At 71.4% G+C, this 22,752-nt stretch carries 19 protein-coding genes and 1 pseudogene; 15 read left to right on the top strand and 5 right to left on the bottom strand.

All coding sequences use genetic code 11. From position 1 onward, the window contains the following. The first annotated feature begins 1 nt into the window (after position 1). The 6 genes from AC27LF_RS27940 to AC27LF_RS27965 all read left to right on the top strand — a co-directional run bounded on the left by AC27LF_RS27940 (position 2) and on the right by AC27LF_RS27965 (position 6,993). On the top strand, positions 2 to 1,174 hold the full coding sequence (locus AC27LF_RS27940; protein WP_479659033.1) for an ABC transporter ATP-binding protein: 1,173 nt from the start codon (positions 2 to 4) through the stop codon (positions 1,172 to 1,174). A gap of 2 nt (positions 1,175 to 1,176) precedes the next feature. After that, on the top strand, positions 1,177 to 2,106 hold the full coding sequence (locus AC27LF_RS27945) for an ABC transporter permease (protein ID WP_479659032.1): 930 nt from the start codon (positions 1,177 to 1,179) through the stop codon (positions 2,104 to 2,106). Further along, entirely contained in the window at positions 2,107 to 2,907 is an 801-nt protein-coding gene (locus AC27LF_RS27950) for an ABC transporter permease (protein WP_404027594.1), read from the top strand. It begins immediately after the preceding gene. A gap of 41 nt (positions 2,908 to 2,948) precedes the next feature. Beyond that, positions 2,949 to 4,376, top strand: a complete 1,428-nt coding sequence (locus AC27LF_RS27955; protein ID WP_479659031.1) for an NAD(P)/FAD-dependent oxidoreductase — start codon at positions 2,949 to 2,951, stop codon at positions 4,374 to 4,376. Positions 4,377 to 4,634: 258 nt separating this feature from the next. Continuing rightward, positions 4,635 to 5,087, top strand: coding sequence for a bifunctional DNA primase/polymerase (locus tag AC27LF_RS27960; RefSeq protein ID WP_479659030.1), 453 nt, complete (start codon positions 4,635 to 4,637; stop codon positions 5,085 to 5,087). Between the two features lie 97 nt (positions 5,088 to 5,184). Then, on the top strand, positions 5,185 to 6,993 hold the full coding sequence (locus AC27LF_RS27965) for a chitinase (RefSeq protein WP_479659029.1): 1,809 nt from the start codon (positions 5,185 to 5,187) through the stop codon (positions 6,991 to 6,993). Here AC27LF_RS27965 and AC27LF_RS27970 read toward each other — a convergent pair. After that, on the bottom strand, positions 6,932 to 7,786 hold the full coding sequence (locus tag AC27LF_RS27970; protein ID WP_479659117.1) for a phosphatase PAP2 family protein: 855 nt from the start codon (positions 7,784 to 7,786) through the stop codon (positions 6,932 to 6,934). The genes AC27LF_RS27965 and AC27LF_RS27970 overlap by 62 nt on opposite strands. Before the next feature lie 244 nt (positions 7,787 to 8,030). Continuing rightward, entirely contained in the window at positions 8,031 to 9,365 is a 1,335-nt protein-coding gene (gene gabT / locus AC27LF_RS27975; protein ID WP_479659028.1) for a 4-aminobutyrate--2-oxoglutarate transaminase, read from the bottom strand. A 282-nt stretch (positions 9,366 to 9,647) separates the two neighbouring features. Between gabT and AC27LF_RS27980 the strand changes: the two genes are divergently transcribed. From AC27LF_RS27980 to AC27LF_RS27990, 3 genes are all read left to right on the top strand, one after another. After that, positions 9,648 to 11,816: an ATP-binding protein gene (locus AC27LF_RS27980; RefSeq protein ID WP_479659027.1), complete on the top strand. Its 2,169-nt coding sequence runs from the start codon at positions 9,648 to 9,650 to the stop codon at positions 11,814 to 11,816. A gap of 191 nt (positions 11,817 to 12,007) precedes the next feature. Beyond that, positions 12,008 to 13,669 (top strand): PucR family transcriptional regulator, encoded by a 1,662-nt coding sequence (locus AC27LF_RS27985; protein ID WP_479659026.1) that lies wholly within the window; start codon positions 12,008 to 12,010, stop codon positions 13,667 to 13,669. A 1,051-nt stretch (positions 13,670 to 14,720) separates the two neighbouring features. Beyond that, positions 14,721 to 16,166 carry an aldehyde dehydrogenase family protein gene (locus AC27LF_RS27990; RefSeq protein WP_479659024.1) on the top strand — a complete coding sequence of 482 codons (1,446 nt, stop codon included), beginning with the start codon at positions 14,721 to 14,723 and terminating at the stop codon, positions 16,164 to 16,166. A 134-nt stretch (positions 16,167 to 16,300) separates the two neighbouring features. Here the strand turns inward: AC27LF_RS27990 and AC27LF_RS27995 are convergent, their stop codons facing one another. Further along, complete coding sequence (locus AC27LF_RS27995; RefSeq protein ID WP_479659023.1) at positions 16,301 to 16,579, bottom strand: carbohydrate-binding protein; 279 nt, start codon at positions 16,577 to 16,579, stop codon at positions 16,301 to 16,303. 35 nt (positions 16,580 to 16,614) lie between these two features. Between AC27LF_RS27995 and AC27LF_RS28000 the strand changes: the two are divergent. Then, a pseudogene (locus AC27LF_RS28000) lies at positions 16,615 to 17,795 on the top strand (transposase); the annotation flags it as partial. Between the two features lie 150 nt (positions 17,796 to 17,945). Here the strand turns inward: AC27LF_RS28000 and AC27LF_RS28005 are convergent. Continuing rightward, the gene (locus AC27LF_RS28005) at positions 17,946 to 18,515 is read right to left on the bottom strand and encodes an N-acetyltransferase (RefSeq protein WP_479659022.1); all 570 of its coding nucleotides are present in this window, start codon (positions 18,513 to 18,515) and stop codon (positions 17,946 to 17,948) included. Beyond that, the gene (locus AC27LF_RS28010) at positions 18,512 to 19,798 is read right to left on the bottom strand and encodes an NsdA family TPR-like regulatory protein (protein ID WP_479659021.1); all 1,287 of its coding nucleotides are present in this window, start codon (positions 19,796 to 19,798) and stop codon (positions 18,512 to 18,514) included. Before AC27LF_RS28010 ends, AC27LF_RS28005 begins: the two co-directional genes overlap by 4 nt. A gap of 192 nt (positions 19,799 to 19,990) precedes the next feature. Between AC27LF_RS28010 and AC27LF_RS28015 the strand changes: the two genes are divergently transcribed. From AC27LF_RS28015 to AC27LF_RS28035, 5 genes are all read left to right on the top strand, one after another. After that, positions 19,991 to 20,470, top strand: coding sequence for an ATP-binding protein (locus tag AC27LF_RS28015; protein WP_479659020.1), 480 nt, complete (start codon positions 19,991 to 19,993; stop codon positions 20,468 to 20,470). Between the two features lie 251 nt (positions 20,471 to 20,721). Further along, positions 20,722 to 21,123 (top strand): DUF6415 family natural product biosynthesis protein, encoded by a 402-nt coding sequence (locus AC27LF_RS28020; RefSeq protein ID WP_479659019.1) that lies wholly within the window; start codon positions 20,722 to 20,724, stop codon positions 21,121 to 21,123. 41 nt (positions 21,124 to 21,164) lie between these two features. Beyond that, a complete protein-coding gene (locus tag AC27LF_RS28025) occupies positions 21,165 to 21,833 on the top strand; it encodes a hypothetical protein (protein WP_479659018.1) in 669 nt (222 codons plus the stop codon). Next, a complete protein-coding gene (locus AC27LF_RS28030) occupies positions 21,833 to 22,177 on the top strand; it encodes a hypothetical protein (protein ID WP_479659017.1) in 345 nt (114 codons plus the stop codon). The genes AC27LF_RS28025 and AC27LF_RS28030 overlap by 1 nt, the downstream gene beginning before the upstream one ends. Before the next feature lie 118 nt (positions 22,178 to 22,295). After that, a complete protein-coding gene (locus tag AC27LF_RS28035) occupies positions 22,296 to 22,646 on the top strand; it encodes a hypothetical protein (protein WP_479659016.1) in 351 nt (116 codons plus the stop codon). The last annotated feature ends 106 nt before the right edge of the window (positions 22,647 to 22,752 follow it).

Here is a 22,752-nt window from a genome sequence, read left to right on the forward strand (position 1 = left end):
GATGAACACCAAAGACAGCGGCGGCGACGTCCGCCTCGTGGGGATCGGCAAGACCTACGGCTCGTTCACCGCCGTGCACCCGCTCGATCTGACCGTGCCGCAGGGCTCCTTCTTCGCCCTGCTCGGCGCCTCGGGCTGCGGCAAGACCACCACCTTGCGGATGATCGCGGGCCTGGAGGAGCCGACCTCTGGCAGCGTGCACCTCGGCGAGCAGGAGGTGACCCGGCTGCCGCCGTACAAGCGGCCGGTGAACACGGTCTTCCAGTCCTACGCGCTCTTCCCGCACCTGGACATCTTCGAGAACGTCGCCTTCGGACTGCGCCGGCGCGGCATCAAGTCGGTGAAGAAGCAGGTCGAGGAGATGCTCGACCTGGTGCAACTGGGCGAGCAGGCACGCAAGAAGCCGCACCAGCTCTCCGGCGGCCAGCAGCAGCGCGTGGCCGTGGCCCGCGCCCTGATCAACCACCCCAAGGTGCTGCTCCTCGACGAGCCGCTGGGCGCCCTCGACCTCAAGCTGCGCCGCCAGATGCAGCTGGAGCTGAAGCGGATCCAGACCGAGGTCGGCATCACCTTCGTCCATGTCACCCACGACCAGGAGGAGGCCATGACCATGGCCGACACGGTCGCGGTGATGAACGCGGGCCGCGTCGAACAACTCGGCTCGCCGACCGACCTGTACGAGAACCCGCGGACCACGTTCGTGGCCAACTTCCTCGGCACCTCCAACCTCATCGAGGCCGAGGTGGACACTCGTAGCGGCGGCGACATCGTCCTCAAGGCGGGCGGCGGAAAGCTGCTGCTGCCCGAGGCCCGCTGTTCCGTCGCGGCACGCACCGGCGACAAGGTGCTGGTCGGCATCCGCCCGGAGAAGATCTCCCTCACCCACGCCGACGACGCCGGCGAGATCCCCGAGGGCCGCAACCGCGTCACCGGCAGGATCGCGGACGCCAGCTTCATCGGCGTCTCCACGCAGTACGTCGTGGACAGCGCCGTGTCCCCCGAACTCGCGGTGTACGTCCAGAACGTCGAGCGGGACGGCCGGCTGGTGCCCGGCGCCGAGGTGGTCCTGCACTGGAGCCCCGCCCACACGTTCGGTCTCGACGCGGCCCAGTCCCCGCTTGCCGGGACGACGGGCTCCGCAGGCGTGGAGACCGTCGAGGAAGAGGCCGCGTAGCGATGTCGACGCTCACCGAGGCGCCCTCGCCTCCCAGCCCCGCCGTGACCGAGCGGAAGGCCCCGCGCGGGCGCGGTCGCTGGACGCCGTACTGGCTGCTGCTGCCCGGCATCCTCTGGCTCGTGATCTTCTTCGCGCTGCCCATGGTCTACCAGGCGTCCACGTCCGTGCAGACGGGTTCCCTGGAGGACGGCTACAAGGTCACCTGGCACTTCGCCACCTACTGGGACGCGCTCGGCGAGTACTGGCCGCAGTTCCTGCGCTCGGTGTTCTACGCCGCCGCGGCGACCGTCCTGTGCCTGCTGCTCGGCTACCCGCTGGCCTATCTGATCGCGTTCCGCGCGGGCCGCTGGCGGAACCTGATCATGGTCCTGGTGATCGCGCCGTTCTTCACCAGCTTCCTGATCCGCACGCTCGCCTGGAAGACGATCCTCGCGGACAGCGGGCCGGTCGTCGGCGCGCTCAACTCGCTGCATGTGCTGGACGTCACGAACTGGCTCGGCTGGACCGCGGGCGACCGGGTACTGGCCACCCCGCTGGCGGTGGTGTGCGGTCTGACGTACAACTTCCTGCCGTTCATGATCCTGCCGCTGTACACCTCGCTGGAACGCATCGACGGACGGCTGCACGAGGCGGCCGGCGACCTGTACGCCAAGCCCTTCACCACCTTCCGCAAGGTGACCTTCCCGCTGTCCATGCCGGGCGTGGTCTCCGGCACCCTGCTGACCTTCATCCCGGCGACCGGCGACTACGTCAACGCCGAGCTCCTCGGCTCCACCGACACCCGCATGATCGGCAACGTCATCCAGACACAGTTCCTGCGGATCCTCGACTACCCGACGGCCGCGGCGCTCTCCTTCATCCTGATGGCCGCGATCCTCTTCATGGTCACCTTCTACATCCGCAGGTCCGGGACGGAGGATCTGGTCTAAATGCCCTTCGTCAACTGGCTCAAGCGCCATCTCGTCGTCATCGCCGGGCTGCTGACCCTCGGCTATCTGCTGCTGCCCAACGTCATCGTCACGGTGTTCTCGTTCAACAAGCCGAACGGGCGCTTCAACTACGCGTGGCAGCAGTTCTCCACGGACGCCTGGAAGGATCCGTGCGGGGTCGCCGACATGTGCGGCTCGCTCTCCCTCAGCCTCCAGATCGCCGTGTGGGCGACGGTCGGCGCCACCGCGCTCGGCACGATGATCGCCTTCGCGCTGGTCCGCTACCGCTTCCGCGCCCGCGGCGCCGTCAACTCGCTGATCTTCCTGCCCATGGCCATGCCCGAGGTCGTCATGGCGGCGTCGCTGCTCACCCTCTTCCTCAACATGGGTGCGCAGCTCGGGTTCTGGACGATCCTGATCGCGCACATCATGTTCTGCCTCAGCTTCGTCGTCACCGCGGTCAAGGCCCGGGTGATGTCGATGGACCCGCGTCTGGAGGAGGCCGCACGCGATCTGTACGCGGGGCCCGTGCAGACCTTCGTCCGGGTCACGCTGCCCATCGCGGCCCCCGGGATCGCCGCGGGCGCGCTGCTGTCCTTCGCGCTCTCCTTCGACGATTTCATCATCACCAATTTCAACGCGGGCTCGACGGTCACCTTCCCCATGTTCGTGTGGGGCTCGGCGCAGCGCGGAACACCCGTCCAGATCAATGTCATCGGTACGGCCATGTTCCTGATCGCCGTACTGTTCGTCCTGGCCTCCATGGTCATCGGCAACCGCCGCAACAGGCAGAAGGCATAGGCCCCCGCGGCCCCCGGAAACCCTCGTAGGGAGTTGACATCATGGCCCCGAGCGCCATGAGCCGTACCCACCAGTGGACCGCGTCCCTCTCCGAAGCCCAGCCGGTCCCGTACTGGCTGGACGACCCCGGCAAGCCCCGTCCCGAGCCCGCCCTCACCGGCCCCGAGACCTGCGACCTGCTGGTCGTCGGCGGCGGCTACAGCGGCCTGTGGACCGCGCTCATCGCCAAGGAGCGCGATCCGGGCCGGGACGTGGTGCTGGTGGAGGGCCACGAGGTGGGCTGGGCCGCCTCGGGCCGCAACGGCGGCTTCTGCGCGGCCTCCCTCACCCACGGCCTGAGCAACGGCCTGACCCGCTGGCCGGACGAGATCCACCGGCTGGAGGAACTGGGCGCCCGCAACCTCGACGAGATCGAGAAGGCCGTCGCCCGCTACTCCCTCGACTGCGAGTTCGAGCGCACCGGCGAGATCGACGTCGCCACCGAGCCCTACCAGGCCGAGGAACTGCGCGCCTGGCACCGGGAACTGGTCGACAAGGGCCTCGCCGACGGCATCGAGTACCTGGACGCCGACGCGGTCCGCGAACAGGTCGACTCGCCGACCTTCCGGGCCGGCCTGTGGGACCGCCGGGGCGTGGCCATGCTGCACCCCGCCAAGCTGGCCTGGGGCCTCAAGCGCGCCTGTCTGGGGCTCGGGGTGCGGGTGTACGAGCACACGCCCGCGCTGACCCTGCGGCCGTACGGCGCCCAGATGGCGGTGCGCACCCCGTACGGCGCGATCCGCGCCCGGCACGTCGCGCTCGGCACCAACGTCTTCCCGAACCTGGTCCGGCGGGTGCGCGCCTACACCGTCCCGGTCTACGACTACGCCCTGATGACGGAGCCGCTGACGCCCGCACAGCTGGCCTCGGTCGGCTGGCGGGGCCGGCAGGGGCTCGGCGACAGCGCCAACCAGTTCCACTACTTCCGGCTGACCGCGGACAACCGGATCCTGTGGGGCGGCTACGACGCGGTCTACCCGTACGGCGGCCGGGTGCGGGCCGAGTACGACCACCGCCCGCGGACGTACGCCAAGCTCGCCGGGCACTTCTTCACCTGCTTCCCGCAACTGGCGGGCGTCCGCTTCACACACGCGTGGGGCGGTGCGATCGACACCTGCTCCCGCTTCTCGGCCTTCTTCGGCACCGCCCACCAGGGGAAGGTGGCGTACGCGGCGGGTTTCACCGGGCTCGGTGTCGGCGCCACCCGGTTCGGCGCCGAGGTGATGCTGGATCTGCTGGCCGGGGAGCGCACGGAGCGCACCGCGCTGGAGATGGTTCGCAAGAAGCCGGTGCCGTTTCCGCCGGAGCCGTTCGCCTGGACCGGGATCGCGCTGACCAAGTGGTCGTTGGCCCGTGCGGATGCGCGGGGCGGGCGGCGCAACGGGTGGCTCCGCCTGATGGACCGGTTGGGGCTGGGGTTTGACAGCTAGGCGCTCCGCTGGGTTGGGCCGTTGTGGGTTGTCGGTCGGGTGCGGGTGGGTGGGGGCTTGTCGCGCAGTTCCCCGCGCCCCTTCGGGGCGCTGCTGTGGCCGGGGGTGGTCGCGCAGTTCCCTGCGCCCCTTTGGGGTGCTGTTGGGTGTTGTGATCTAGTTCACTCGGGATGGGGTGGGGAATCTGCGTAATGCTCGGTGGAGTCCGCTGTCTCCCTCGTGACGCCATCGGTGTCCACGACAGAGGGAGGTCTTGCGATGACTGGGGCGAAGACGGCCGTCGAGTGGCTGGCATCCGCCGCACCGGACCCCGAGTCCTGCCGCTGGGAATGGGAGCGCAGCCCCCACGGGATCGCGCTGCTGCCCGCCGGCAAGGCATGGGACGTGCTCATCCTGCCGGGCCGGCTCGGCTTTCCGACGCTCGACGTGCTCACCCGCGTCCTCGACCAACCCGGCCCGGTGCTGGTCGACTTCGGGGACAACCGGGTGGGCTTCTTCGTGCCGCCGGGCACCGCGGCGCGCTGGATCGGCACCGGCATCCGCACGGCCGGGCAGGGCACCTGGATCGTCGTGCCGTACCCCGGCCGGGCCACCCGCGGGGTGCGCTGGCTGGTGGCTCCGGACGGCTCCGGGACGCTCACCGACCCGGCGCTGCTGGAATTGGCGATGCACGAGGCCGCGGCCGCGGCGGTGGTGCACCGGGACGGGTAGCGGGGGCCGTCCGTCGCCGGAGGTCTTGACAACTCCGATTGGTCTGGACCAAGTTGGGCGCGCTCCGCCCTCCCATCCCCCCAGTCCGGAGGCACTTGTGGACCGCCCCCATCGCACCAGACCCCTCCTCGCCGCGCTCACGGCCGCCCTGCTGGCCGTACCCGCGATCACCGTGCTCTCGTCGGCCGCCCGTGCGGCCGACGCCGACCTCGCCCGCAACGGCGGCTTCGAGTCCGGCCTGGACGGCTGGACCTGCACCGCGGGCACGGCCGTCGGCTCACCCGTGCACAGCGGCGCCGCGGCGCTGCGGGCGACCCCGGCCGGCAGCGACAACGCCCGGTGCGCGCAGACCGTGACCGTGCGGCCGGACACGCAGTACACCCTGTCCGGCTACGTCCGCGGCGACTACGTCTACCTCGGCGCCACCGGCACCGGCACCACCGACGTCTCCACCTGGACCCAGTCCGCCCCCGACTGGCAGCGCCTGACCACCACCTTCCGCACCGGCCCCGGCACCACCAAGGTCACCCTCTACACCCACGGCTGGTACGGCACCGGCGCCTACTACGCCGACGACATCTCGCTGACCGGCCCCGACGCCGGCACCGCGCAGCCGCCCGCCGCGCCCACCGGCCTGCGCGCCGGCGCCGTCACCTCCACCAGCGTCGCCCTGTCCTGGACCGCCGTCACGGGCGCCACCGGGTACGCGGTCTACCGGGACGGCGTCAAGGTCCAGACGGTGAGCGGCACATCGGCGACGGTCACCGCACTGGCCGCCGCCACGGCGTACAGCTTCCAGGTGACGGCCCTCAACGACGCGGGCGAGTCCGCGAGATCGGCGGCCGTGACCGCAACCACCTCCGCGGGATCCGGCGGCGGGGGCACCTCCGACCTGCCGGCCCACGCCCTGGTCGGCTACCTCCACGCCACCTTCGCCAACGGCTCCGGCTACACCCGCCTGGCCGACGTACCCGACAGCTGGGACGTCATCGACCTCGCCTTCGGCGAGCCGACCTCCGCCACCTCGGGCGACATCCGCTTCAACCGCTGCCCGGTCACCGAGTGCCCGAACGTGGAGAGCGACGCCGACTTCAAGGCGGCCATCAAGGCCAAGCAGGCCGCGGGCAAGAAGGTGCTGATCTCGATCGGCGGCGCGAACGGCCAGGTCCAGCTGACCACCACCGCGGCCCGCGACACCTTCGTCTCCTCCGTCTCGAAGATCATCGACGAGTACGGCCTTGACGGCCTCGACATCGACTTCGAGGGCCACTCGCTGTCCCTGAACGCCGACGACACGGACTTCAGGAACCCGAAGACCCCCGTGGTCGTCAACCTCATCTCCGCCGTGAAGACCCTCAAGGCCAGATACGGCGCCGGCTTCGTGCTGACCATGGCCCCGGAGACCTTCTTCGTGCAGATGGGCTACCAGTACTACGGCACCGGCAAGTGGGGCGGCCAGGACCCGCGCTGCGGCGCCTACCTGCCGGTCATCCACGCCCTGCGCGACGACCTGACCCTGCTGCACGTCCAGGACTACAATTCGGGTCCCATCATGGGTCTGGACAACCAGTACCACTCCATGGGCGGCGCCGACTTCCACATCGCGATGACCGACATGCTGCTGACCGGCTTCCCGGTCGCGGGCGACGCCGGCAACGTCTTCCCGCCGCTGCGCCCCGACCAGGTGGCGATCGGCATGCCGGCGTCCGTGAACGCGGGCAACGGCCATGTCGCACCGTCCGAGGTCACCAAGGCGCTGGACTGCCTGACCAAGAAGACGAACTGCGGCTCCTACGCCACCCACGGCACCTGGCCCGCACTGCGCGGCCTGATGACGTGGTCCGTCAACTGGGACCGGTTCGGGAGCTGGGAGTTCCAGAAGACCTTCGACTCCTACTTCGGCTGACCGGGCCGCCGCCCCGGCGGGCGAGCCGCCACAGCACCCACAGCAGCAGGGCGCCCAGGCACCAGCCGGCCAGCACGTCCAGCGGCCAGTGGTAGCCGCGCCGCACCAGACCGAAGCCGACCGCGAGGTTCACCGCGGCGCAGCCGAGGACCAGGGCGCGGCGGGCGCGGGCACCCCTCAGCAGGGGCAGCAGGAGCAGCGTCGCGGCACCGTAGGCGACGACGGCGGTGACGGTGTGGCCCGAGGGGTAGTAGCCGAGCCCCGGCGGCACCGCCGGGGTGCCGGGGCGTGCGGTCCAGTCCTTCAGGGGCACGACGAACGCCGGTACGAGGAGCATCAGCACGGCCGCCGCGGCGGGCGCCGCCCACCAGCGCTCCGCGCCCGCCCGGCGGGCCCGCCAGGACACCGCCACGAGGACGGCCGCGAGCACCGGGACCGCGACCTGGACGTCGCCGAGGTCGGAGAGGAGTCCGGAGAGCCGGTCCGGGTGCCGCAGGGCCCGGCTCAGCCGCTCGTCCGCGCGCACCAGCGGGCCGTCGGCCACGACCTGCCAGGTGATCAGGGCGAGGAGCAGGGCCGGGAGGCCCGCGGGAAGGAGGAAGGAGGTCGGCCGCCCCGGAACAGGGGGGGTAGTTCCGAGGCGGCCGTCCGGATCGGAACGCCGCGCGCCCCGGGGGGTTTGGGGCGAGCGACCGTCCGATCGGTGAGGAGAACCGGGGCCCAGGGCCCCGGGTGTGTGCGCGAGGGCACGACCAGGTCGAAGCTGGGGAGGCCCCGGCCTGGGATCGCCCACAGTCCCCTGTGGGCGGGGTGTATCTCTCATCTGGTGAGAATCTACGGCAGTGGATGGCCCTGAGACAGACGGAACGGCATCCCGCCATCCACCTCGCACACCTTCTTCACACGGCCCGACGGCCGCCGCCCCGGCCCCGGCGCCGCGACGGGCGACAGGACCGGGGACGGGGCGGCGCATGCGCCGCGGACATCGTGCGTGAGCTGGGCGTTCGCTGTGTGCGTCGGCGGCTGTGCCGGTCGGATCAGATGCGCGCGAACGCCTGCTCGATGATGTCGAGACCCTCGGTCAGCAGGTCCTCGCCGATCACCAGCGGGGGCAGGAAACGCAGCACGTTGCCGTAGGTGCCACAGGTCAGGACCAGCAGGCCCTCCTGGTGGCAGGCCCGGGCGAGCGCGGCGGTCGCCTCCGGGTCCGGCTCCTTGGTGGCGCGGTCCTTGACCAGCTCGATGGCGATCATGGCGCCGCGTCCGCGGACGTCACCGATGACGTCGAACTTCTCGGCCATGGCGGCCAGCCGGCCCTTCATGACCGACTCGATGTGCTTCGCCCTGGCGTTGAGGTCCAGCTCCTTCATCGTCTCGATGGCGCCGAGCGCGGCGGCGCAGGCGACCGGGTTGCCGCCGTAGGTGCCGCCCAGGCCGCCCGGGTGCGCCGCGTCCATGATCTCGGCGCGGCCGGTGACGGCGGCCAGCGGGAGACCGCCGGCGATGCCCTTGGCGGTGGTGATCAGGTCGGGCACGATGCCCTCGTCCTCGCAGGCGAACCACTGGCCGGTGCGGCAGAAGCCGGACTGGATCTCGTCGGCGACGAAGACGATGCCGTGGTCGGCGGCGAACCGGCGGATCGCGGGCAAAAAGCCCTTCGCCGGCTCGATGAAGCCGCCCTCGCCGAGCACCGGTTCGATGATGATCGCGGCGATGTTGTCCGCGCCGACCTGCTTGGACATCTGGTCGATGGCCTGCGCGGCGGCCTCGGGACCCGCGTTCCGCGGGCCGGTCGGCCAGCGGTAGCCGTAGGCGACGGGGACCCGGTAGACCTCGGGGGCGAACGGGCCGAAGCCGTGCTTGTACGGCATGTTCTTCGCGGTCAGCGCCATGGTCAGGTTGGTCCGGCCGTGGTAGCCGTGGTCGAACACGACGACCGCCTGCCGCTTGGTGTACGCGCGAGCGATCTTGACCGCGTTCTCGACGGCCTCGGCGCCGCTGTTGAACAGCGCGGACTTCTTGGCGTGGTCACCCGGGGTCAGCTCGGCCAGCGCCTCGGCGACGGCCACGTACCCCTCGTACGGGGTGACCATGAAACAGGTGTGGGTGAAGTCGGCGAGCTGGGCGGAGGCGCGGCGCACCACGGCCTCGGCCGAGGCGCCGACGGAGGTCACGGCGATGCCGGAACCGAAGTCGATGAGGCTGTTGCCGTCGACGTCCTCGATGACGCCCCCGCCCGCGCGGGTGACGAACACCGGCAGCGTGGAGCCCACGCCCTGGGCGACCGCGGCGGTACGGCGGGCCTGCAGCTCCTGCGACTTCGGGCCGGGGATGGCGGTGACGACGCGGCGCTCCTGCGGAAGTGCGGACATGGGGGCTCCCTGATGATCTTGCGTACCGGGCGGTCTGCCGGGCGGTGCCGGGCGCGGTGCGTCTGCGGACGCTTGCCTTCTTTCTTCGCAGGCTAGGGCCGGGGCGGGACGCTGGGCATGCTCCATGTGGGAGTTGTCGCGGGACGCGGTTGTCCGCCGTGGACATAGCGGGCCGGACCCCAGGTGCGCGGGCTCGGCCGCGTAAGCGGTGAACTCCCCTTGCGGGAGCGTTAGATTGACTCGCTGATGGTGATCGGAACGGCTGGTCAGGGGGCAAGGGCGATGGACAGCGACGGGACGCAGGACGCGCGCGGCACACACGCGAATCCCGTGCCGCGTCCGGCGGTGCCACAGGACGGCTCCCCGGCCCCGCAGGCCGGCTCCCCGGTGCCGCGGGAGGGCCCCGCGCTGCCCCCGCGCCCCGCCCTGCCGCCGGGGGTGCCGCCGCTGCCGGACGGCTCGGCCTTCCTGTCCTGGCTGCGCGCGCCACGCCCCGAGGCGGCACCCGGCGTCTGGCGTTTCGGGCACCGGCCGCGCCCTGCCCAGGAGCCCGAACAGATCCCGGCACGCCAGCTGCTGAGCGGGGCGCTGATCGCGTTCCTGGTGGGCTGGCTCGTGTGGTCGCTGCTGTGGAACGGCTATCTCGGCGGCTGGTGGGTGCTGCCGCTCGAACTGTTCACCCCGGGCTCCTGGCGGCACAGCGACAACCGCGTCGGGAACGCGGTCCTCTGGTACGGCTACTACACCCTGATCGCCGTCGCCATCATGCTCGTCGTCGGCAGGCTCGGCCGCTGGGGTGAGGTCTGGCGCCGGTTCGGCCCGCCCGCCTGGAGCGGGGCCGTCCCGGTCGCCGATCGCCCGCCCGCCCCCGAGGAGGACCCCGCGCAGTGGCCCCAGCTGCGGGCCGCCGGAGCGGTGGACGCAGCCGAGCGGCTGGGCGCGGAGGCCAGGGCCGGGCTGATGCGGGACGTCGACCTGGCCCGGATCGCCCGCGCCTGGCAGGGCGTGCACAGCGGCCGGCACAGCCTGGCCGCCTTCTCGGCCGCCGTGGTCAAGCACGGCGCCGCCGCCTGCCCGCACCCGTCCGGCGCGCGCGATCTGCCGGGGCGGCAGGCGCGGCACGACCTGGTCACCGGGCAGGTGCGGCTCGGTACGACCGCCGACGATCCGCGCAACCCGTACCAGTACCGCGGCAGCGGTCTCGCCCTCGGCCCCGAACTGCTGGGCACCTCGCTGCTGGCCGTGGGCCCGGCCGGCGCCGGCAAGACCGGCGGCATCGTTCGCCCGCTCGCCGAGTCGCTGTGCCTGCACGCGCTCGCCGGCCGCGCCTGCGTCGTGGTGGTCGGCGCGGCGGGCGCCGGACTCGGCCCGGCCGACGCCTACGACGTCGTCGTACGGATCGCCCACCCCGACTCGGTCTACGACCTGGACCTGTACGGTGGCACCGCCGACCCGGACGAGGCAGCGGCCATCCTCGCCGAGGCCCTGGTCGGCGACCTCGCCGACCCGCACCCCGGCAGCGACAGCCGCCGCTCCACCACCGTCCTCGCCCAGCTGCTCGGCCCGTTCCGGGCGGCCCACGGCCGCTTCCCCTCCGTACCGGAGCTGCGCCGGCTGCTCGACGGCACCCCGGGGCCGCTGGCCGCGCTGCGCAAGGCGGTGCAGGAGACCGGGCAGGAGTCGCTGCTGCGCGAACTCGACGCACGGGAGCGGCAGCTGGGACACCCCGGCGACGTGGGCGCAGTGCTCGCCGACCGGATCGCGCTGCTCGACCGGCCCGCCTTCGCCGGGTTCTTCGACACCTCGGGCCGGTCCCGGCCGTTCTCGCTCAAGGCCCTCGACCATCCCGTACGGGTCCGCATCGACCTGCCCGAACGCGGGCACGCTGACGCCTCGCGGATCCTGGCCCGGCTGGTGCTCGCCCAGTTCACGGCGAGCGTCGCGGTACGGGAGGACCGGTCGCTGTTCGCCTGCCTGGTCCTGGACGACGCCACCGGCGTGGTGACCCCGGAGGCGGTGCGCGGCATCCAGCGGCTGCGGTCGGGCAACGCCGGGGCCGTGCTCACCCTGCGCACCCTGGACGACGTGCCCCGGCCGCTGCGCGGCCCGCTGCTCGGGTCGGTGGGCTGCCGGATGGCGCTGTCCGGGCTGACGCCGTGGGACGGGCAGGACTTCGCCGAGGTGTGGGGCAAGGAGTGGACCGAGGCCCGGGACGTGACCGACCGGCAGATCATCGCCGAGACCCCGGCGGGCAAGGCCCTGCACATGGTGCGCCGGGTGATCACCGGCAAGGCGCCGACCGCGCGGGCCGTCACCGTCCGGCAGGTCGAGCGGGAGCGCTGGTCGGCCTCGGAGCTGGCGCACGCGCTGCCGCCGGGGCACGCGGTGCTGTCCCTGACGACGGTCCGGGGCGAGCACGCCCCGCCGCTGCTGGTGGACCTGAGCGGCTGAGAAGCGCCGGCGACGATCGGCCGATTCGTCCATCGGATCAAGGGTCGACCATACGGTCAGTCAGAATCGGCATAGGCTGTTCATACGCGGCGGCCAAAAGGCCACAATGATCACCCGATCTCCGCATGATCGCCGATGCCCCTCGCCTGCCACTCGTCTGCCATCCGACGGCCACTCGACCTGAAGGTCCCATGCCCCCGACGCTCGCCTCGCTCGTCCACCACTCCGCGCTCAAACTCACCGTGCGCGCGGGCGAGGACCGCCTCGACGTGCCCGTCCGCTGGGCGCACGTGAGCGAGCTGGCCGACCCCGTGCCCTACATGGAGGGCGGGGAACTGCTGCTGATCACCGCGCTGAAGCTGGACGCGGAGGACCCCGAGGCGATGCGCCGGTACGTGCGGCGGCTGGCGGGCGCCGGGGTCGTCGGGCTCGGCTTCGCCGTCGGCGTCAACTACGAGGAGATCCCCGAGGCCCTCGTCGACGCGGCCGCACAGGAAGGGCTGCCGCTGCTTGAGGTGCCGCGCCGCACCCCGTTCCTCGCGATCAGCAAGGCGGTGTCCGCCGCGATCGCCGCCGACCAGTACCGGTCGGTGACCGCCGGCTTCGCCGCCCAGCGGGAACTGACCCGGCAGGCCCTGAACGCCGGCCCCGATGGGCTGCTCACCGCGCTCGCCGCACAGGTCGACGGCTGGGCCGCGCTGTACGACGCCTCGGGCGCGGTGGTCGCCACCGCCCCGGAGTGGGCGGGGCGGCGGGCCGCCCGGCTCACCGCGGACGTGGAGCGGCTGCGGGACCGGCCCGCGCCCGCCTCGTCGGTGGCCGGCGGCCCGGACAACGAGGACCGGGTCGAACTGCACACGCTGGGCACCGGGCGGCGCCCGCGGGGTGCCCTCGCCGTGGGCACCGCCGCTCCCCTCGGCACCGCCGAACGGTACGCGGTGCACTCCGCCATCGCCCTGCTCACCCTCACCACGGAGCGCTCCCGCTCGCTGCACGCGGCGGAGCAGCGGATCGGCGCGGCCGTGCTGCGCATGCTGCTCGCCGGGCAGCCGGACCACGCCCGGGCCGTCGCGGGCGACCTGTACGGCGGACTCCTCGACGCGCCGTTCCGGCTGATCGTCGCCGAGTCGGCCTCCGGCACGGCCGCGCGGGCGCACGCCGACGGGCACGCGCGCGTGCCCCTGACCAAGCCGGGCTCGGTCGCCGCGCTCGCCGCCCTGGACGCGGGCGGCGACCGGCTGGCCGGGCTCGCGGAGTCCGTGGAGTCCGCCGCGGCGCGCTCCGGGGAGGCCGTGCTGGTGGTGCCCGAGGGGGAGCGGCTGGTGGTGCTCGCCGCCGACGGGGGCGCCGCCGCGGCGGCCGGCATGCGGTACGCGATGGCACTGGAGGCGGCCCGTGCCGCGCCCGAGCCGGCGGCCGCGGAGGAGGACGAACTGGTCGTGGGCCTGTCGGCGCCCGCCGGGCCGATCGCGGCCGCGGCCGCCTACAAGCAGGCCGAGCAGGCGCTGTCGGTGGCGCGGCGGCGCGGCCGGGTGCTGGTGGAGCACGACCAGCTGGCCTCGGGGTCCGTGCTGCCGCTGCTCGCGGACGACGCGGTGCGGGCGTTCGCGGACGGGCTGCTGCGACCGCTGTACGAGCACGACGCGACCGGCCGCGGCGATCTGGTGGCCTCGCTGCGGGCGTGGCTGTCGCGGCACGGGCAGTGGGACGCGGCGGCGGCCGATCTGGGCGTGCACCGGCACACGCTGCGCTACCGGATGCGGCGGGTCGAGGAGATCCTGGGCCGCTCCCTCGACGACCCGGACACCCGGATGGACCTGTGGCTCTCCCTGAAGACAACGTCCCAGGAGTGACCCCGGCCGACCCAGCCCTCCTCGGGCAGCGAGCGGGCCTCGGCGGTGTGCACGACCCCGATGAGCGGCTGACCGCACCCCGACCGCCCGCGGGCGCCCGATTTCAGCCGCCTGGCGCGGATCACCTCCGACCCCGGCCACCGCTCACGAGCGCCCGCTTTCAGCTCGCGTACGCGGATCGCCTCCGCCCCCGGCTGCCGCCCCCTGGCCACCAAAAGGCCAACGCCGGTCCCGACCACCGCCCCCGCTCCCGAACACGTTCCTGGCTCCGCGCCTGACCGCTGACCCCGGTCCTGACCACCGGGCCCGGTCTCGACTACTGGCCCCGGTCCCGACTGTCGGCCCCCAGACACCGAAAGGCCGACGCCGGCCCCGACCACCGCCCGGTCCCGATCACTGGGCCCCGGTCGCGGCCACCGCCCCCGGCCCCGATCGCTGGGCCTCGGTCGCCACCACCGCCCCCGGTCCCGATCGCTGGGCCCTGGCCCCGACCACCGGTCCTGGTCCCGGTCACTGGCCCGGACGGCGCGCTCCAGGCCCCGGGCGCCGAAGTCAGGTGCCGGGTGCGGACGTGCCTCGTTCCGTCGGGCGGCACGCCAAAGCGTAGAAACCCGTGTCCGGCCGGTCCTGACCACTGGCCCTGGTCCCGATGACTGGGCCCGGTCTCGACTACTGGCCCTGGTTTCGACTACAGGCCCCGGCGCCGACTGTCGGCCCCGGACGCCGAAAGGCCGACGCCGGTCCCCGACCACCGGTCCCGGTGCCGACCACCGCTCGGTTCCGATCACTGGGCCCCGGCCCCGACCACCGGTCCTGGCCCCGACCACCGGTCGGTCCCGGTCACTGGCCCGGACGGCGCGCTCCGGGCCCCGGGTGTCGGAAGCCAGGTGCCGGGTGCGGACGCGCCCCGTTCCGTCGGGTGCTACGCCAAAGCGTAGAAACCCGTGTCCGCACTGCTACGAGTCGGACAAGCGACCTCGGAGCGGCCCCGGCCTACGGTGGAGCACGAAAGCAGGAACACCCCCAACGCGGAAGGGCCGGGATTCTCACGATGACTTCCACCCACGCCTTCTGGCTCGCCGGCCGCCAGGTCACCGGCGAGGACACCTTCGACGTCACCTCCCCGTGGGACGGCCGGCTCGTCGGCAGGGTCGGCCTGCCGACGGACGCCCAGGTCGAGGAGGCCGTGGCCGCCGCGTACGCCGTGCGGGACGAGTTCGCCGCCACCCCGGCCCACGTCCGGGCCGCCGCTCTCGACCACGTCAGCAGGCGCCTGGTGGAGCGGACCGAGGAGATAGCGCGGCTGATCTCCGCCGAGAACGGCAAGCCGCTCAAGTGGGCGCGCGGCGAGGTCGGCCGGGCCGTCTCCGTGTTCCGGTTCGCCGCCGAGGAGGCGCGCCGGTTCAACGGCGGCGAGGCCCAGCGGCTCGACACGGACGCCGGCGGCCAGGGCCGGCTGGCGCTCACCCGGCGCTTCCCGAAGGGCGTCGTGCTCGGCATCGCGCCGTTCAACTTCCCGCTGAACCTGTGCGCCCACAAGATCGCCCCGGCGATCGCCGCCGGCGTCCCGATCATCCTCAAGCCCGCCCCGGCGACCCCGCTGTCCGGCCTGGTCATCGGCGAGCTGCTGGCCGAGTCCGAGCTGCCCGCGGGTGCCTGGAGCATCCTCCCGGTCCCCAACGACAAGATGCCCGCCCTGGTCCAGGACGAGCGGCTGCCGGTCATCTCCTTCACCGGTTCCGAGAAGGTCGGCTACGCGATCATGGACTCGGTGCCGCGCAAGCACTGCACGCTGGAGCTGGGCGGCAACGGCGCGGCGGTGGTCCTCGCCGACTACGCGAGCGACGCCGATCTCGACTGGGCCGCGCAGCGCATCGCGACCTTCTCCAACTACCAGGGCGGCCAGTCCTGCATCTCCGTGCAGCGGGTGATCGCGGACGCCGCGGTGTACGACCGGCTGCTGCCGCGCATCGTCGCCGCCGTCGAGGCCCAGGTCACCGGCGACCCGTCGGACGAGAAGACCGACGTCGGCCCGCTGGTCAGCGAGGACGCGGCCCGTCGCGTGGAGGCGTGGGTCGACGAGGCGGTCACGGCGGGCGCGCGGCTGCTGACCGGCGGCAAGCGGGACGGCGCATCGTACGCGCCGACCGTCCTGACCGAGGTGCCGGCCGATGTGACGATCGCCTGCGAGGAGGTCTTCGGCCCGGTCCTCACCGTGCAGAAGGCGGACGGGGAGGACGCCGCCTTCGCGGCGGCCAACGACTCCAAGTACGGCCTCCAGGCGGGTGTGTTCACCCATGATGTGCAGGCCGCCTTCCGGGCCCACCGCGCCCTGGAGGTCGGCGGCGTCGTGATCGGTGACGTCCCCTCCTACCGTGCCGACCAGATGCCCTACGGTGGCGCCAAGCAGTCGGGCGTCGGCCGCGAGGGCGTGAAGTTCGCGATGGACGACTACACCTACGAGCGGGTTCTCGTCCTCACCGGCCTCGCGCTCTGACCCTCGGCCACTAGCTAATGAGAACCGTTTCCATGTACAGTCGTGCATGACGCGCGCTCGTCATCCCCGAAGGGGCCCGGCACCGATGCCTTCCGGTGCCGGGCCCCTTCTCTGTGCCGGCCGCCCCCGGGCCCTCAGCCGGAGAAGCCGACGTGCGCGAGCCGCAGCGGACCGCGCAGCCTGAGCCGGACGTCGCACACGCCCGCGACGGCGATCCGCGCGCGCAGCGACGCGTAGGCGTACGGGCCGGTGCCGGGCGCGTCGAGGGTCAGCGTGAGAGGCGCCGCGTCACCGCCCGCGAGCAGTTCGACCTCGCCCCGGCCGGACACCCGCACGGTCACCTCCCGGGCGCCCGCGCCGAAGTCGCAGTCGCGGTAGAGGAGTTCGGCGCTCCCGCCGTCGACGGGGGTCACCGCGTCGCCGGACTCCTTGGCGCGGTCGACCAGCGCGGCACCGGCTGGTGGAGGCGGATGCCGGGCGTCGGGTGCTGGACGGCATCCTGGCCGCGGCCCGGGAGAAGGGCCTGCCCAGGAGTGCGGGCCGGGCCCGGACCGACTCGACGCATGTGCTGTCCGCGGCACGGGACCTGTCCTGGCTGGAGATGGTCGCCGGGACAGTGCGTTCGGCGCTGAACACGCTCGCCCAGGCCGCTCCCGGGTGGCTGGTCGAGGTCGCGGAGCCGGACTGGTTCCAGCACTTCCATGTGGTGGAGGGCGAGGTGAGGCGGCGGGACCCAAAAGACCGGCCGCCGGGCGCGACGCGCCTGGTCACCCCCTATGACACCGGGGCACGCGGCAGCGTCGAACGGGACACCATGTGGGACGGATACAAGGTTCACCTCACCGAGACCTGCCAGGCGGACGCTCCGAACCTGGTCACCAATGTGGTCACCACCCCCGGCGACCGTCCCGGACAGCGTGATGAGCGAGGAGATCCACACATCTCTCGCCGCACGGGACTGCCTGCCCGGTGAGCACTGGGTGGACGCCGGATAATCCCACCGCCGCCGCGATCGTCACCGCCCGGCGTGAGCACGGCGTCACTCTGCAAGGCCCTGTCGCGGCCGACACCAGCACACAGACCGGCACGGCGGGCGGCTATGACCAGGAAGGCTTCGCCATCGACTGGGCAGGAAAGAAGGTCACCTGTCCAGGTGGTGCCGTCAGCACCACCTGGAGCGGCCGGCTCTCCCGGCAAGGACTGCCCGTGATCCGGGTGCGGTTCTCCGTGCTGGACGGTCGGCCCTGCCCGGTGCGGCGCGAGTGCATCAACTCGCACACCGCCGAACGCCGCGAACTACGGCTGCGCCACCACGACGAACACCACGCGCTCCGCACGGCCAGGGCCGAGCAGCAGACCGACGCCTGGAAGGAGCGCTACAAGGTCCGGGCCGGGGTCGAGGGCACCATCTCCCAAGGCGTCGGGCGCTGCGGCCTGCGCAGATTCCGCTACCGCGGCCTGGCCGAGACCAGCCTCCAGCACCAGCTCACCGGCGCCGCGATCAACCTCGCCCGCATCGACGCCCACCTCACCGCCACACCCCGGGCCCGCACCCGCACCAGCCACTTCGCAGCACTTCGCCCCGCCGACCAACCAGTCGGCGGGGCGAAGCAACAGGGCCCGAATTAACCAACAGCGTCCGAAGCGTTCCGGGCCCGCGTTGAAGGTGCGATCGCGTACCACTTTGAGCAGGCGCATCCTGGCCGATGAAGATCGACCTTCAGTGCGAGGACACCGGCGAAGAAGCCGAGGTCGACCTTCCTTCGGCGTAGGCTCCGGCTACTGGTGAAGTGGCTCGCGCAGCATCGTGGCGAAAACGGGCGAGTCGTCGAACGGCTGTTGCTCGCCGATGTCCCGATACCCCCAGGACTCGTATACCGCTTTCAACCGTCCGTCGGAGCGGGTGGCGTCGACCAGAAGCGTGGCGCGCTCCTCCGCGCGCTCAGCGAGAAGGTGCTCGTGCAGCGTACGGGAGGCCCCTGCGCCTGCGGTGCCGCGGTACGCCTCGCGGACGAGAACTTCCTGTACTGCGAATGTGCGGCTGCCTGTTTCCCGGGTGAAGGCTTCTGGCGGGGGCTGCCGCATACTGGACCACCACTGCGATCCGGGGGCGAGCGGCCCTCCGAAGATGTAGCCAGCTGGCTCATCGCCGATGAAGGCGATAACGGCTTCCCAGCCCTCCCGGGAGGCATAACGGGTCAGGCGCTCGTCGAACCGGTCCACAGCGTTGAATGGGCTTTCCATCAGCCCGAACTGGGTTCGGACTTCCACATGGACGTTGAGGAAGATCTGTCGGTACTTCTCCACGTCGCTGGTGCGGAGCAGGATCAGGGAGTCAGCGTCAGTCATGCAACCACCGTTCGGTAGCGGGCCCGCCAGTCGCGGGCCTCAGGGTTATGGGGGGCGAGGGTGGTGATCTGCTCGGTGAATCCGTCCAGGAGACGGCGGACGCGGGCGTGCTTCATCATGCCCTCGGGGAGGCTCTGGGCGGTTCCGATCGCCTGTTCCAGGTCCTTCTGACCAGGTTGCGCAACGGCGAGATGAGCGTGTACGAGCGCGCTGTTGCGTTTGAGGTCTGGGCTCAAGTACGCGAGGCTGCGGTGCGCATGTCTCTCGGCGTCTGGCCACTGCCTCAGGTGCATGCGCGCAACCATCGCGAGGTGGTCAAGTTCGGCTTGATCGTAGAAGCTGACCCAGGACGGGCGGTACTTGTTCGGGTCGGCACGGTCCAGCGCCTTCTGGGCCAGGTCCACATAGCGCACGGCGCTTCTGTCGTCGCCGAGCGCGGCATGGCTGATCGCTAGGCGGGACATCGCCAGCGAGGAGAACAGCGGGTCGCGGCGGGTGATGGGGGATGCCTGGGCTCTCTCGGCTGCTGCCAAGGCGTCAGTGGGGCGGTTGACATGTCGGAAGAGAATGCTGGCGTGGCCCCATACGCGGAACTCGGTGGCAGGGTCGCCGGACAGGCCAGCGAGGCGGATAGTTCTGTCCAGGTGGTACTCCGCGGACTCAAAGCGCTGGCCGTCGATGGCAGCCCACATGGCGCTGTTGGAGAATGCGGCGGCGACCGTGTACAGCTCCGAGCGGATCCGCGTGGACGCGCTGTTCTCTTGCTGGAGACGGACTACCTTGTCGGTGATGTCTTCGGCACGCTTCTCCAATTCCGGGGTGCCGCCGTACGTGCTCTCTGAAGTGGTCCAGGCTACGAGTTCAGCCTTCAACGCCTCGACGTCGTTGGAGTTGAGGCGGCGAGGCCGGTTCCCTCCGAGTGGCGGCGTGGCAAGGGAGACGCCAGCGGCGGAGGCTGCGGCAAGCAAGGCGCGGCGATACAACGGGTCATCCTCGGGTGTTGGAGCGGGGTTTGACTTCTTACTCCCCCGAGGGATGAAGCCTAACTCTGTGGCTGTTTGACCCGTGACCCTCTCCAGCGCTGTTCTCAGCAGGGCGTTGGGTGACTTGTGTTCGCCACTGAGCAGCTTGCGAATGTGCCTGTCGTGGACGGTGCCGCATCGGCCCGTCAGCTTGCCGATTTCTGTATTGACCAGGGAAGTCAGCTCTCCGACCTGCACCTTGTGGTCGTGCAGCCACGCTACGAGCAAGTCGTTCCGTGTCTCGTTCCGTGTCCCCGGCATGACAGAACGTTAGGCTCCGCAGCCGCAACCATGAGTAAAGCGATGGTCAAAACGGCAGGGGGCGTGCATGCAGCTGCCGGTCCATACGGCATTCCCACCCGCCTCAGTCCAACGGTTATCTGGCTCTACGTGAGCTAGCCGGCCGACGCGGCAAGGCACCACGCTCGCTCCCTCTTGCCCCCAGAGGACGTGATGACGACGACAGCCGTACGGCCGTCCTACGCGGCTCCCCTCCGCGACAGGGACGTGATGAGTCAGTGGGTCGACATCGACCCCCGCCACGGCGGCGGCCAGCCACGACCGGCAGACGCGCACTATGTAGGTGTTCTCCGCCGGATCGCCGCAGCGCGGATCCGGTACTGCGGTCTGGGCGCCCTCACCGACGAGGTGATGCTCCTCGTCTCCGAGTTGGTGACCAACGCGGTGCTGCACAGCGGCGCCAAGAGGATCGGCCTCGTGATGGCCGTTCGGGACGGGTTCCTGGAAATCGCCGTCGTCGACGGTATGCCGGGCGTCGCGACGCTCAAGGATGCCGACGAGGACGCCGAGTCGGGGCGCGGCCTCGCCCTGGTGGAGACCGTGGTCAAGGAGCACGGAGGCACCTGGGGAACGAGCGATGCCGGCGCGAAGACCTGGTGCCGTCTCGCCGTGCCAGAGGAGTTGGAGCGATGACGACCGCCGCCCTCGCCTCCAGTTGGTCCCACCCCGCGCCTCCGCCGAGCGACCCTTTACCGGGGGCCCTACGGTCCGGCTCGGCATTACCCCCTGAGACGCCGTGCTCGTCGGCAGAAGTCGCCCCAGGACGCCGACGAGCACGGTTTCAACCTCTGCGGCCGGGAAGAATCCGGCCCCGGCCGCAGGGCCTTCACCTCGAAACGAGCCCCCGTCGTGGCTGCACCTCGCTACCCCAGCAGGAAGTACCGATGACCGTTTCTGACCCGGCCTGGACGCCGCCGCTGGACGCGGCGGAGCTGGCGACGGTCCTGGACAGCATCCGCAGGTGGCGTCCCTTCGACGGAGCTGCCCTCCTCGACGACATCGGCGAGGTGCTGGACAACGTCGTGCCGGCCAAGGAGAACGTCCGTGACCTCGCCGAAGCGCTCGGCGATCACCTGGTTCAGCTCGTGAACATCGCCGTCGCCGCCGAAGCCCACCACGAGGACCCGACAGCCGGCTTCCTGATTCAGCGGGCACGCGCCGTGGGCGCCGAGAGTCTGCCTGGCGACCACCGGCAAGCCGTGGGTCATCTGCGCCGGCTGGCGTGGTCCGTCAACGAGCTGCTGGAGCGTCTTGCCGCCATCCAGTGCCTGAAGGAGGCGGCGTGAGCAGCGGCCCACCCCCTAGGAACAGTGAGAAGGCCCCTTCCATGCGCGAGCACAGGCGCGAGCCCAGACTCGTCGCGTTCATCACCGCCCGGGAGGGCGAGACGGCCGCACCCGACAACCTGTATTTCGCGAAGAGCAGCAGCGTTGCCCGCCTGCTCTGCTACGAAGACGAGGTTCCCCGCCTGGACCGGGACAGCAAGGGCGTCCTGTGGAGCCGGTGCGGGATCAACCCCGATGACGGGCGGGGGATGCCGACCGGTGCGCCGGAGTGGAAGCTGGTCCACCCTCACCGGCAGCAGATCACGATGCAGTGGCTTCACTGCCAGATCTGCAACCGGCCGGCGAGGACCCCGCTCGGCTGGTGTTTCCTGACCGGGCCCGAGGACGAGTACCCACGGCAGGCACCCCACCTGGTGAACCAGCCGCCCGTGTGCCGATCTCATGTCCGGGCCGCCGTGACGCTCTGCCCCCATCTCGGCGAGGACGTCTACCTGGCCCAGTGCGCTCCTCTCTACGGCGTGCTCGGCACCATCTACCGCCCGGACGGGGCCGGGGCGAAGGCTGTTAGCCGGCCGGACAACCCGATCCCCTATGGCGACCCGATGCTCCGCGTGACTCTCGGATCTCAGGTCGTCCGCAGGCTGAGCGCATTCCGTGTGCTCACGGTCGATGAGCTGATGCACGAGTTAGACGCCGCAGGGAACGTCTGATGTACGCGACGAGGTGCCGCGGACACACACGTCTCCCGCGCGACGAACTGGTACACCATCTGCGCCGCAATCCCCGCAACCGCGGATGCGACCTTCACCTTCATCAGTTCGAGTTCGCGGGATGCGAGCTGACGGCACACACCGCAGGTGACCACGCCGACTACATCGACGACATCGACGAGACGGTCAGTCTGTGGGTCCGCTGGAGCGATGACGGGCGGCACGAGTTCGTCGAGCTGAAGAACTGCCCAGACGGTGAACCCCCGCGGGGGGACGGCCGCGAGAGCGAGCCGTGCACCCTGTTCCTCGATCACGGCGGCCTTCACTCCTGGCAGTGCAACTAGCAGCCCCCGGCTTCCGCCCGGTACCAGGACCATCCCGGCCCAGGTCCGCAGGCGGTGCAGACCGCGCACAACCGAGTGCGTCGGCTCAATCCCACCACTGATACACGAGGAGACGTACGTGGACGTTGCCACCTCTCCGCTTGTTCGGCAGCAGACGCAGTCACTGCTCGGCGAACTGGCCCAGGTGTTGGATCGGCATCCCGTGGGCGGAGCCTTCCGCCTGCTGTACGCCCCTGCGGACCTGGAGTTCCCCCCGGACACCGTGCTCGTCCAGACGGTCAACGCCCGGGGAGTCATCGAATTGCAGCCGCGGCAGATAGCCGACCTGGGGCAGGACGATGTGCTGCACATGACGCAGGTTCTCGATCCGTCCGACACCGCCCTCAGCGCCCACGCCGAGCAGTTGCAGGCCGCTTCCTGCGACGCCACCCGGCGACCCGACGGCAGCACAGGCCACTACTACTGGTAGGGGGGATCATGCCCGTGACGGAGGTGTGCTCGCCGTACAGCACGGCAAGCTCCTTTCTGGGGGTGCTGGGGTGGGCGGCGATGCCCCGAATCTGGACAGCGCCCGA

Source organism: Streptomyces diversicolor (assembly GCF_057537855.1).